An 11,692-nucleotide genomic window follows, 5' to 3' on the forward strand; every position below is an offset into this window, starting at 1 on the left:
TTTATTAGGACGTTTTTCAATGAACTGATGATTCTAACATTTTATTAAATTATGTCCGTGTCGAATATTTATAATAATAAAAAGGTGATCGAGATGAAAAAGCTGAATTTGAACGCATTTAGTGTATTTTCTAGGTTTGTTATAACGGCTGTGATGATGTGTGTCAGTAGCCAATCGTTGTTTGCAGAAGAGCTACGTTTTAGTACGCCTGTCCCGCCGAATCATATTTTCTCTAAGGTTGCGACGAAATTTTCTGAGGATTTAAAGGCTCGTACCCATGGTGAGTTAGACATCAAAGTCTTCCCGTTTGGCGAGCTAGGAACAGACCCTGAAAATGCCATCATGGTTGGAACTGGGGCGCTTAATTTCGCCGTTATTCCCGCTGCGTTTATGGCAAATAGCGAAGAATCGTTGAATGCTTGGTTCTTACCCGGACTCTTTAATAGCGTACAGGATGCTGGTGATGCGACCCAGTTACCTGCCGCTAAAAAAATGCTAGCGGAGTTAGATCGTCAAGGAATGGTTGGACTTGGCTATGTTTTTGCTGGGATGCGCAGCCTTATTTCAGTCGATCCAGTTAATAACTTGAGTGATATCAAGGGCAAGAAAATCAGTATTTTCCCTGTCCCTATCTTTAATGATTGGTGGTTAACCTTTGGTGCCATTCCAACCGCTGTGCCTATGCCAGAAATTGCGTCAGCATTAGCCATTAATCTCATTGAAGTGGTGGATGTTGATCTAGATCTTATCTCTGCCTTAAAGCTTTATCAGCAGGCTCCTAACTTAGCAATGACGAGCCATATGGCATTTCCTGGCATTGTGGTGGTGTCGAAAAAATGGTGGGAAAGTAAGAGTGTAGAGCAGCGTGCCATGATTCGTGATGTGTTTGCAGAAGCAGAAGCTTGGGGGGTTAAGGCCCAAGTTATGGCGGATGAAGGAAACCTAAACGCTCTTAAGGACGCTGGCGTTGCGGTTACTCACATAGACAAGAGTAGTTACGCTGATAATGCGACCGACATTCTTAATCAATACGTTAAGAAAAGCCCAATTATTGCTGAATTTTATGAGCAAGTGAAAGCACAAAAATAATATATCGATAAGCTCACTGGAAGCCTTTTTCAGTGAGTGAGGAGAATGACATGTTGGCTTTGTTAAGTTGGTTTGATGATCGGCTCGCTCAGGTAGAGAAAATACTGTTAATAACGTTAACCTTTGGTTTGGTGACGCTACTGATTGCGCAAGTTTTTCTGCGCTATGTTTTAAATAGCCCTTTATTTTGGGCAGAGGAGGTAGCTGTTCAAGTTTTTGTGGCGATTAGTTTTTTTGGTGTTAGTTACCTGATTTATCAAAGAAAGTTAGTCGTGATCGATTTCATTACTCTGATACTCCCGTCCTCTTTTCGGTTGGCAATAGAGTGCGCTTTTCAAATTATTTCGCTTTTGACCTTAATGGTTATGCTGGTTCTTACCTTTCAATGGGTAACGGAGCCAATGGTTCAAAATGAGCTGTCTCCAACGACTCAGCTGCCACGTTGGTATAACTATTCGATATTACTGATTGCTTTAGGCTTTATGAGTTTTCATCAGCTAAGACACTGTTTTAAATCCCTTAGCGGGCTGTTTCATGGAGGAAAATCATAATGGCTACGATACTGGTTTTCTTTATTACTTTGTTCTTAGGTCTGCCCATTTTTATCACCTTACTCATTGGGTCATTGGTGTTCCTAGAGCAATCTGACTTAACTATGTTAATGGGATCTTTACCGCTACAGTTTTATGGTTCGCTTGAAAAGAGCGGCTTGTTGGCTATTCCATTGTTTATGATGGTCGGGGAGTTGATGAACCGAGGTGGTCTGACTGATAGGCTGATTAGTTTAGCTTCCCTGTTTGTAGGTCGATTTAAAGGCGGGCTTGCCTACGTAAACCTTTTAACAAACGCCATTGCTAGCTCTATTTTAGGTTCAGCACTTGCGCAAATTGCTGTCATGAGTCGAGTGATGATTCCGGCGATGGAGAAAAAAGGTTTTGACCGAGGTTTTTCATCGGCCGTAACGATTGCTGGTGGGTTATTAGGGCCAATCATACCGCCATCTATGGTGATGATTATTTACGGCGTTATTGCATATCAGCCGGTAGGAACCTTGTTTATGGCCGGAGTATTACCCGGCTTGCTTCTCACCCTTGCCTTTGGGATTGTCATTTTTTTAACGGGGTGGATTGCTGGTTTTCCAGAAAATACTGAGAAAGATGTTCCTAATGTTCGCATTACAGAAGTACTCAGTAATCTTGCTCCTCTGTCGATTCCCATTTTGATTGTCACTGGTATTGGTGCCGGCGTAATGACTCCGACAGAAGCGGGTGCCATTGGCGCTTTGCTTTCTCTTTTGATCGGTAAGTTTGTTTATAAAACGATTAAATGGAAGGAATTGCCTGATGCACTTTTTCAGGTTTCGCTTAATTCTGCGTTGATAACGGGGTTAATTGCCGCAGCAACCATGTTTGGTTGGGCGCTTTCCTTTGAGGGTGTTCCGGATCGTATAGTGGAAACCATGTCATCATGGACTCATTCTCCATTGGTTTTTTTATTGTTGGTCAATCTGCTTATTATTTTCTTAGGCATGTTTTTAGAAAGTATGAGTATTCTGATTGTTATGGTTCCGATTGTTTTGCCTGCCGCGCTTGCTATGGGTATTGATCCAATACATTTTGGTGTGGTTATTAGTTTAGCGACGTTAGTTGGACTAGTGACACCGCCTTTAGGGCCTGGATTATTTGTCGTTATGGCCGGTACCAATATTTCTATGTCTAGGCTTTTTATGGCGATGGTGCCATTCCTTTTGGCTATGTTCCTTTTTATGGCGTTAATAAACATAGTACCGGTTTTGTCATTATGGCTACCAGATTATTTAGGTTTGCTTTAGTTTTTCCTATTACTTTTTTTATCGTTAACTTTAGGAGATAAAATGGACGAACCTTATTTATTGCAGGATGAGGCTAGAGTCTTGCATGCGCATTTGTCACGCGCTAAAGCGCTTATTGAACAAGATATGGTGGCTTTATCGGGCCTATCTACACAGACATTGCGTTATGTTCATGCAACTGGCCGAATCGATGATCGAGACAGTTACCTCAATTTTGTGCCAAGTGTGAAATACATAAGTATCGAAACCAATGATCGAAATATTGATTTAGCTGGTGATGTAGCAATTATATCTGGTGTTATGTCTATGTGTATTTATAAGCAAGGTAACGATGCACCAACCTACCCAAAATCTTTTTTTATAGAGGTTTGGAAACAATATGGAAAGGATTGGAAAATTTCTGTTTTTCAATCTACTTATTTTCCTGATTAATTAAAAAATATTTCTTTTACTTGATTTATTTTTTATGAAATTTAATTTTTGTTTTCTACAAGTTGTTTCTTTTTTTAGAGGGATTCTTGGATGTTATTTAGTTTTTTATTTGAAAGTTTTTACTGTTTTTTTTACTACATTGTCGCTGGGGTGCAAAAATGACATTTCTAGACAATTATTAGATTTTTTCTTGGTTTAATTTGTGAACTATAACAATAAATAAGAGGCTTTACCATGAGAGAATATAAAAATAATTTTATAAAAGCAGATGCACTATTTGCAAAAACATTATTGTCTTTGGCTGTTGTATACAGTGCTAGTTCCTTAGCGGTTACACCAACAGTAACCTTACCAAAAGGAACAAGTTTGGGATCAACGAGCTTTTTTGATGGTTTTTCAGGTAACTCCTCTGGAGTGACTTACTTGTTATATCTTCAAAAAGAAAACGGTACATCGCTAAAAGACAGTGATGGCAACAATGCTGCTGCTTTTAACTCACCAAACCTTGATGTAACGGTAGCAATTAACCAAATTGACTATAAGTTTGAGCCGAATGAGTCTGGTGAAATATATGGTGTTTCAGCATTTATTCCCTTGGTTAGTTTAGATGCCTCATTTGGTAATACCGGGCCGCAATTGAAAGATAATGGTACCGAGCTGGGCGATCTTACCTTGTCAGGTTACCTCCAGCTTCCACCTTCTATTAAGGATGGCCGACCTGTATTTTCTCATCGTATTGCTGTTGATGTGATTGTTCCAACGGGTGGGTATGATGCAGACAAAGATTTTAACCAATCTAACAATTACGTCACATTAATTCCCAATTGGTCGTTTACCGTCTTGCCAGCACCTCGTGTCGAAATAAGTGGCCGTATTAATTATCTTTATAACTTCGAAAACTCTGAGCCAGCAGGTAGCGCTCCTTTGACATGGAATGGTGGAGCGGTAGACAACACGCAATCCGGTCAAGCTGTGTATATGAACTTTGCGACATCCTATGAAATTTTTCCAGGGTTGCGCGCAGGTTTAAACGGTTATTACTTAAAACAATTAACTGATGACAAAGTGAATGGCGACACGTTGGCAGATTCTAAGGAAGAGGTCCTTGGTATCGGACCGGGTGTTTTCTGGAGTTCAAAAGATCAAAGCACCAATGTATGGGTGAATACATACTCCGAAAGTATGGTTGAGAATCGATTCAGAAACGAATTGAAACTGCAGTTTAGAATAGCACACAAATTCTAAACCCCGCCTTGAACCTACTTGTATTTGAGAGAACATTACTATGTCTATTATTGTAGATGAACATAAAATAGAGCAAATCTCTGAAAAGGACTGGGATAAATCGTATGAAGTAAAAGCGATCCTTCTGTTGTTTTTAGGGTTTGGTTTGGTTGGGATCGATAGGTTTATCATCATGCCTATGTTTCCTGTGTTGGCAAAAGAGCTTAATTTAAATTATAGCGATATTGGTTTGCTCACTGGCGCACTGGGTATCGCTTGGGGTTTTTCCTCCATCTTTATGGGAAGGTTTTCAGATAAAGTAGGGCATAAAGCCATTCTTATACCTTCTTTGGTGCTTTTCTCATTACTGGCTGGTTTTAGTGGCTTAGCAACGACGCTTGGTTCATTGTTGCTCATTCGTATCGGCATTGGTTTGATTGAAGGAGCTTATACGCCAAGTAGTATTATTGCGACGCTGGATGCTTCGAAGCCGTCGAGAGTAGGATTAAATATCGGTCTTCAACAGGCGGCATTTCCACTGTTTGGTTTAGGTATTGCCCCTGTATTAGTGACACAATTATTGAATGTGGTTGATTGGCATTTTATTTTTGCGCTAGTCGCTTTACCGGGATTCGTTGTTGCCTATTTCATGTATAAAATACTGAGAGATAATCCACAAATACTGGCAAATATCCCCAAGGAAGAGCAAGCTGATGCTGTCATTAAAGGGGCACCAGCTAGCAAATGGTACGATATATTCAAATATAGAAATGTGTCTTTGGGCGTTGTATCCATGTTTTGTTGGTTGACAGTGTTGACAGTGTTGGCGGCATTTTTGCCAAACTACTTAACGGATTATTTAAAGTTAAATTTAAATCAAATGGGCTTTATTTTGTCCGCTATTGGTTTTGGTGGCACCGTCGGGACGATATGCTTACCTGCATTATCTGACAAAATTGGACGAAAAGCCGCTGTCAGTTTGTCGTCTCTTGGTGGTGCTTTATCCTTGGTGGTTTTAATAAATATGGATGCTAGCAGCATGACTGCGTTATTCACTGTTGTGTTTGTTTGCGTGTTGTTTATCTACAGCTTACTAGCATTAACGGTTGGACCTATCAGTGCGGAGTCTGTGCCTAAACATTTACGTTCTAGCTCTTCGGGTATGGTTATTGGTACAGGAGAGATATTTGCTGGCAGTGTCGTGTCTTTTATGGTCGGCATGGTCGCACAAGTTTTTGGTATTCAATATATTTTGTATGTGGCTACTGGGGCGATGGTTTTGGGTTTCATTGTGACTCTCTTTTTAAAGGAAACCGCCCCTTCAAAAATTAACCGTCAGAACCTCTAAAATGATCTAGAGAAATGGGATAATCATCCCCTTGTTATCCCATGAATTTCTGTCATATCAAGAGCCTCGTCCGAGGCTCTTTTTTTATCTAGCGTGCGAGAGTTCAACTCTAGAACTGCTTATTTGTGAAATAGAAGCCTCCATCTGCGCTTAAAAATACAAGAAACTTTTTACTTTTGAGTGGCATTACTTTGTCAGGCTTATTTTATCTATTAATTTATTTATTTCTCATAATGTGTTTTAGTTGATAAATCCTAAATGGTGGGATATATTGATTTTAAAGTGCGGCCATTCTCAGTTTTAGCGTCTCGCTCATCTAGCTTTAGATGTGCTTAGTGTGCAGGAGATAGGCAAGAGGCTTTGAATCATGACTATAAAAACAACGAAGTTGATTGCGTTCAGCGTGAGGTTTGTAAAAATGAATATAAATAATAACCTAGCAAAATATGCTGATTTTTCATTGCAGTATATAGATGGTGAGTGGGTGTCCGGCTCTTCATCTCGTTCCTTAGAGAATATCAATCCGTTTAATAATGATGTACTGGGTAGCATCCAACTTGCTTCATGTGATGATGTTGATAAGGCGTTTCATTGCGCTCAATCTGCGCAGATATCGTGGGCAAAAACAGATGCTGCAGAGCGAATTGGCTACATTGAGAAAGTTCTTTCTATCCTGAGCAAGCGCAAAGAAGAAATTATTGAATGGATTATTCAAGAAAGTGGCAGTACTCGTATTAAGGCGACTCTAGAATGGCAGAGTACTTATGCACTCACAAAAGAATGCATGAGTTACCCTGATCGTGTTGAAGGCAAAATAATGAGCCATCCTGTTAATGGCAAGAAGAGTTTTGTCTTTCGAGAAGCACTTGGTGTGATTGGTGTCATCAGCCCTTGGAATTTTCCTCTTTATCTCAGTATTCGTTCTATTTTCCCCGCTCTCGTGCTTGGCAATACCGTTGTTGTTAAACCTGCCAGTGACACACCTGTTACGGGGGCTTTATTGATTGCCAAAATTCTGGATGAAGCAGGGTTACCATCAGGCGTTTTCAATGTCGTTGTAGGGGCGGGAAGTGAAATAGGTGACTATTTTTCAGCGCATAAAGTACCAAGCTTAATCTCTTTTACCGGCTCTACCGATGTGGGTCGTAACGTTGGTCGAATTGCAACGGGTGGACAATACATTAAGCGCATAGCGTTAGAGTTGGGAGGTAACTGTCCTCTTGTTGTACTTGACGATGCGGATTTGGATGCGGCTGTACGAGCAGCAGTACTCGGGCGCTTCTTGCACCAAGGTCAGATTTGTATGAGTACAAATAGAATCATTGTTGATAAGTCGCTTTACGCTGATTTTGCCGAGATGTTTGTTGAGCGTGTCCGTAACCTTAAGGTTGGTAATCCATTTGAAGCAGACACAATCATTGGTCCAATTATTAACAAGCAGCAACTTAATGGCTTGCTGAATAAGATTAAGCACGCTGATGCTAGCTTAGATAAGCTGTTTGGTGGCGAGCATCAAGGTCAGCTTTTACCGCCACATGTCTATGGTAATGTGTCTAATAGCCATGCGTTAGCACAAGATGAAGTATTTGGCCCAGTGGTGTCCCTGATTGTTGCTGATAATGAATCACATGCTTTGCAGCTTGCGAATGACACCGAATATGGACTCTCGAGCGCAGTCTTCACTTCAGATATGGATCGAGGTATTAACTTTTCACGTGGTGTTGTCGCGGGTATGACGCACATTAATGACATCACAATTGATGATCAGCCTAACGCTCCTTTTGGGGGGAAAAGAATTCCGGTCTTGGTCGATTTAACGGTGATTATTTAGTAGATGAATTTACGCGTACACATTGGATTACTTGGCAGAAAGCGCACTCGAATTATCCGGTTTAACCCTATTTGGGACCTTAGTTGGAAATATCCAGCCAAGGTCCCAATTTGAGTATCTTTTTGACTGAATGTGAGAAGAGGGGACGATATGCAAACTGAATCCATGATGCATTTATCTACCGAAGGTATTGAAGAACAATATCGTTTATCCAATTGGGTACAGTACATTACCAATTTTGTGGGTAAGGTACTCAGATCCCTTTAAACCGGCTGAGGTAGTGCATTCTCAGCCGATAGGTAAAGGGGGATTTGAAGGTAATTTAGAAAGTGGTAGTTTAGGTAGTCTTCAGCTTTCTAGGTTGCGAGTGAGCCTCCATCGATTTAGGCGATCATTGAGTGCGCCAACCTCTTTCGCAGCCACTCCGATACTTCTCGTTGTTCAGTTGAATGGCGTCACCTGCCTAAAAAGTTCAGGGGCAAAAGACTATCTTGAACCCGGTTCTGCCTTTATTTTTGATACTCGTAATACATTTGAGATTTCAAATGACGAGTATTCAGATCAGCTTGTTGTGGCGATACCGCGTAACAGCTTGTCATTAGCAAATGGTTTTTTTAATACTCTAGGGCATAAGCTATGTAATGATCACGGCTTAACCAAGTTACTTTATGGTATGTTGAGTGAGTCTGTTTTTAATTATGACTCATTGAATTTAGATTCGAAAATTAGCTTAGGTCAGTCAGTATTACAGTTGTTACCTAATATCCTAGATCAAGGCGCCGTTGAGGATATTGAGCTGTTAGGCACGTCGACAGACATTACTACTCAGGCGGTTAAAAACTATATTGAGCAACATCTAGATGATCCATTATTAACCATAGAGCAAATAGCAGAAGCTAATAATTGCTCTGTAAGAACCATTCATAGGTTATTTAAACACTGTGAAATGGGGGGGTTGGTCATTATATTTGGGATCGAAGATTGAGAGCGGCTGCAAGAACGCTAATTGACCCAGGATTTAGTCATAACTCCATTACGGACATTGCTTTTAGTTGGGGGTTCAGTAGTAGCGCTCATTTCAGCCGATGTTTTAAAGCATCATACGGAATGACGCCTCGAGCCTATCGCAATGCAGAGTTACTTTTGAAAGGTAAAAATGCATAACTAAAATGAGTTGCCTTGTCTGTTTATGATTTGAAAAGGGCTTGGTGATCAGCAATCCGATACGATGACTTGTTTATCTATCCATTACACACTGCTTTTAATAATAAATCATCACTTTCAAGCGGATACCACGTTGAAGTTGATGGCTGTTTTGAATCTGGGGAAGCGGTAAAAGATTGAGTGAAATCTGTTCTGGCGCCTTGTACGCAATCGACTATTTGTGGAACACGTTTCGCCATGTGGCGACGTTCAAAAAAGTACAAGTCGACTAGAACAAGGTTCGGATCAATTTTATTTTTTGCAGAATTCTCTATGTCGGCCGCGATAAAACGCAAGGTTTGTGGAAACACGTAGCTCCAAGGGCGCCAGGGGCTTCTTCTTGTACGGTTTTGACCACCACAACCCCTTCTGGCAATAAACTGGCTTGGTGATGGTACCAATCGTACTCTCCTTGGATTTGGAATCCTAACATCGCGGCACCAGCAAACACTGGAACCAGCCATTTAGGAGCGGTTTGTTTGGTCAGTTTTCTTAACATGAGCGCAATGCCTGCGCCACCAATACCGGCAAAAATGGTTGCAATGAGTTCCCAAAACATAAGTCTTCTCTTGTTTGAATTTGAAATTGTGGATTCTTATTATAGGGAGATTGGGTCTCACAAAGAAGTGAGACCCAATGCTTTAAGATGTGCTTTTTAACCCTTAGTGGTCAACAGCACCGCCGGCACCTTGAGGATAGCGTACGCTTTCAACGAGGTCTTGGATTTCTTTTGGTGGTGGCGCTGTCATCGAAGAGACAGTAAATGCAACCACAAAGTTAATCACCGCACCAATGGCACCGAATGACAGTGGTGATACTCCGAACCACCAATTATCAGGGGTATTGGCGAATGACGCAGTGCCTGGAATAAAGAACCAACCAAGGAATAAGAAGATATAAACCAAGGTCGAGATCAGGCCGGCTAGCATGCCAGCGACAGCTCCAGCGCTGTTCACACGTTTCGAGAAAATCCCCATCATCAGTGCTGGGAAAATAGACGCTGCCGCAATACCAAATGCTAATGCCACTACTTGAGCCGCGAAGCCTGGTGGGTTCATACCAAGATAGGTTGCTACGGCAATGGCCACGAACATGGATACCCTTGCAACTCTTAGTTCTCCTTTATCACTAATATTAGGGTTTATCGAGCCTTTAATTAAGTCATGACTGATGGCCGATGATATTGCTAACAGTAGACCTGCCGCCGTTGAGAGTGCAGCTGCTAAGCCACCTGCTGCAATCAGACCAATTACCCAACCTGGAAGGTTCGCAATCTCTGGGTTCGCTAATACAAGAATGTCACCGTTAACGGTTAACTCATTACCTTCCCAACCACGCGCTGTTGCTTCCTCTTTAAATGCCGGAACATCGTTGTAGAACTGAATACGACCATCCGCATTTTTATCATCAAACTTGATTAAACCTGTGGTTTCCCATGTTTGCATCCAGTCAGGACGTTCCGCGTATTCAACGGGTTGTTCTGTTGGACCAGATGGGTAAATAGTGGTTAACAGATTCAAGCGAGCCATAGACGCAACCGCAGGAGCCGTTAGGTATAGCAAGGCGATAAAAACTAGCGCCCAACCTGCAGACCAGCGTGCATCAGCGACTTTTGGTACAGTGAAGAAGCGAATGATAACGTGTGGTAAACCGGCCGTACCTATCATTAATGATAGCGTAAACAGAACCATGTTTAGTTTGTTATCCACATCAGCCGTGTAATCTCTGAAACCAAGCTCACGAACTACTTCATCTAGCTTCTGTAACAAAGGCACACCAGACTCAGTATGATTAGAGAAAAGACCGATAGCAGGAATGACCGAATCGGTTAGCTGTAAAGAGATGAATACCGCAGGAATGGTATAAGCGATAATGAGCACCACATACTGCGCAACTTGCGTATAAGTGATACCTTTCATGCCGCCTAAAACAGCATAGAAGAATACAACAACCGCAGCGATCAAAAGACCGGTATTGTTATCAACTTCTAAGAAGCGAGAGAAGGCTACCCCAGCGCCCGTCATTTGACCGATGACGTACGTGACTGATGCGATGATTAAACAGGCAACTGCTACCAGACGAGCGGTACTGCTGTAGAAGCGATCACCGATGAAGTCTGGCACAGTAAATTTTCCGAACTTACGCAAATAAGGTGCGAGCAACATAGCCAGTAGAACATAACCCCCTGTCCAGCCCATTAGATACGTTGAGTTTGCATAACCGCCCGCCGCGATTAAGCCCGCCATAGAAATAAAAGAGGCTGCAGACATCCAGTCCGCTGCTGTTGCCATACCGTTTAATACCGGATGGACACCACCACCAGCCACATAAAACTCTTTTGTCGATCCGGCTCGAGTCTCAAATGGCAATACCGAAGTAAAGCGCAAAGGAGCCGCCAACGAACAATAGGTTGATAGTAAATTGATCCATACGACTTACTCCTGAAGGCCAAATTCTTCATCAAGTTTGTTCATTCTCCAAGCGTAGAAGAAGGTCAACAAGATGAATACAAGAATAGAGCCCTGCTGAGCAAACCAGAAACCTAGATCGGTTCCTCCGATTTGAATGCCTGAGAGCATAGGACGAAGTAAAATGGCACAACCATAGGATGCTAGCGCCCAAACCACCAAGCTACCTAATATGAGCCTGAGGTTGGCTTGCCAGTATTTTTCTGCATTAATGTTATGATCTGACACGGTAGATCTCCTTATAATTATTTTTATACGCCTTGTTA

At 41.7% G+C, this 11,692-nt stretch carries 12 protein-coding genes and 1 pseudogene; 9 read left to right on the forward strand and 4 right to left on the reverse strand.

The genetic code is table 11. The features are described from left to right. Window positions 1-93 precede the first annotated feature (93 nt). The 9 genes from ONZ52_RS01450 (at window position 94) to ONZ52_RS25165 (ending at window position 8,919) form a co-directional block, all read left to right on the forward strand. Window positions 94-1,089: a TRAP transporter substrate-binding protein gene (locus ONZ52_RS01450; RefSeq protein WP_265216860.1), complete on the forward strand. Its 996-nt coding sequence runs from the start codon at window positions 94-96 to the stop codon at window positions 1,087-1,089. Between the two features lie 50 nt (window positions 1,090-1,139). Beyond that, window positions 1,140-1,640 carry a TRAP transporter small permease gene (locus tag ONZ52_RS01455; protein WP_265216861.1) on the forward strand — a complete coding sequence of 167 codons (501 nt, stop codon included), beginning with the start codon at window positions 1,140-1,142 and terminating at the stop codon, window positions 1,638-1,640. Further along, window positions 1,640-2,920: a TRAP transporter large permease gene (locus ONZ52_RS01460; protein ID WP_265216862.1), complete on the forward strand. Its 1,281-nt coding sequence runs from the start codon at window positions 1,640-1,642 to the stop codon at window positions 2,918-2,920. The genes ONZ52_RS01455 and ONZ52_RS01460 overlap by 1 nt, the downstream gene beginning before the upstream one ends. Before the next feature lie 42 nt (window positions 2,921-2,962). After that, window positions 2,963-3,352, forward strand: coding sequence for a nuclear transport factor 2 family protein (locus tag ONZ52_RS01465; RefSeq protein WP_265216863.1), 390 nt, complete (start codon window positions 2,963-2,965; stop codon window positions 3,350-3,352). A 234-nt stretch (window positions 3,353-3,586) separates the two neighbouring features. After that, entirely contained in the window at window positions 3,587-4,597 is a 1,011-nt protein-coding gene (locus ONZ52_RS01470) for a SphA family protein (RefSeq protein ID WP_265216864.1), read from the forward strand. A 40-nt stretch (window positions 4,598-4,637) separates the two neighbouring features. Further along, a complete protein-coding gene (locus tag ONZ52_RS01475; protein WP_265216865.1) occupies window positions 4,638-5,924 on the forward strand; it encodes an MFS transporter in 1,287 nt (428 codons plus the stop codon). 418 nt (window positions 5,925-6,342) lie between these two features. Beyond that, window positions 6,343-7,755, forward strand: a complete 1,413-nt coding sequence (locus ONZ52_RS01480) for an aldehyde dehydrogenase family protein (protein WP_265216866.1) — start codon at window positions 6,343-6,345, stop codon at window positions 7,753-7,755. Between the two features lie 280 nt (window positions 7,756-8,035). Next, window positions 8,036-8,740, forward strand: a complete 705-nt coding sequence (locus ONZ52_RS01485) for an AraC-like ligand-binding domain-containing protein (RefSeq protein WP_265216867.1) — start codon at window positions 8,036-8,038, stop codon at window positions 8,738-8,740. Next, a complete protein-coding gene (locus tag ONZ52_RS25165) occupies window positions 8,737-8,919 on the forward strand; it encodes an AraC family transcriptional regulator (RefSeq protein WP_428981146.1) in 183 nt (60 codons plus the stop codon). The genes ONZ52_RS01485 and ONZ52_RS25165 overlap by 4 nt, the downstream gene beginning before the upstream one ends. 77 nt (window positions 8,920-8,996) lie before the next feature. Here the strand turns inward: ONZ52_RS25165 and ONZ52_RS01490 are convergent, their stop codons facing one another. The 4 genes and pseudogenes from ONZ52_RS01490 to ONZ52_RS01505 all read right to left on the reverse strand — a co-directional run bounded on the left by ONZ52_RS01490 (window position 8,997) and on the right by ONZ52_RS01505 (window position 11,654). Continuing rightward, window positions 8,997-9,269: a hypothetical protein gene (locus ONZ52_RS01490; RefSeq protein WP_265216868.1), complete on the reverse strand. Its 273-nt coding sequence runs from the start codon at window positions 9,267-9,269 to the stop codon at window positions 8,997-8,999. After that, window positions 9,230-9,517 carry a hypothetical protein gene (locus ONZ52_RS01495; protein ID WP_265216869.1) on the reverse strand — a complete coding sequence of 96 codons (288 nt, stop codon included), beginning with the start codon at window positions 9,515-9,517 and terminating at the stop codon, window positions 9,230-9,232. The genes ONZ52_RS01490 and ONZ52_RS01495 overlap by 40 nt, the downstream gene beginning before the upstream one ends. A gap of 103 nt (window positions 9,518-9,620) precedes the next feature. After that, a pseudogene (locus tag ONZ52_RS01500) lies at window positions 9,621-11,388 on the reverse strand (sodium:solute symporter family protein). 5 nt (window positions 11,389-11,393) lie between these two features. After that, window positions 11,394-11,654: a DUF4212 domain-containing protein gene (locus ONZ52_RS01505; protein WP_111606312.1), complete on the reverse strand. Its 261-nt coding sequence runs from the start codon at window positions 11,652-11,654 to the stop codon at window positions 11,394-11,396. Window positions 11,655-11,692 lie beyond the last annotated feature (38 nt).

Origin of the sequence: Marinomonas rhodophyticola, from assembly GCF_026113935.1 — a bacterium.
In the GTDB taxonomy this organism is placed as follows: Bacteria; Pseudomonadota; Gammaproteobacteria; order Pseudomonadales; family Marinomonadaceae; genus Marinomonas; species Marinomonas rhodophyticola.

Excerpts from the sequence above, each read along its gene's own strand:
- ONZ52_RS01455 (WP_265216861.1), top strand. The coding sequence starts at position 1,140 with ATGTTGGCTTTGTTAAGTTGGTTTGATGATCGGCTCGCTCAGGTAGAG.
- ONZ52_RS01460 (WP_265216862.1), top strand. The coding sequence starts at position 1,640 with ATGGCTACGATACTGGTTTTCTTTATTACTTTGTTCTTAGGTCTGCCC.
- ONZ52_RS01475 (WP_265216865.1), top strand. The coding sequence starts at position 4,638 with ATGTCTATTATTGTAGATGAACATAAAATAGAGCAAATCTCTGAAAAG.
- ONZ52_RS01495 (WP_265216869.1), bottom strand. The coding sequence starts at position 9,517 with ATGTTTTGGGAACTCATTGCAACCATTTTTGCCGGTATTGGTGGCGCA.
- ONZ52_RS01470 (WP_265216864.1), top strand. The coding sequence starts at position 3,587 with ATGAGAGAATATAAAAATAATTTTATAAAAGCAGATGCACTATTTGCA.
- ONZ52_RS01480 (WP_265216866.1), top strand. The coding sequence starts at position 6,343 with ATGAATATAAATAATAACCTAGCAAAATATGCTGATTTTTCATTGCAG.
- ONZ52_RS01465 (WP_265216863.1), top strand. The coding sequence starts at position 2,963 with ATGGACGAACCTTATTTATTGCAGGATGAGGCTAGAGTCTTGCATGCG.
- ONZ52_RS01450 (WP_265216860.1), top strand. The coding sequence starts at position 94 with ATGAAAAAGCTGAATTTGAACGCATTTAGTGTATTTTCTAGGTTTGTT.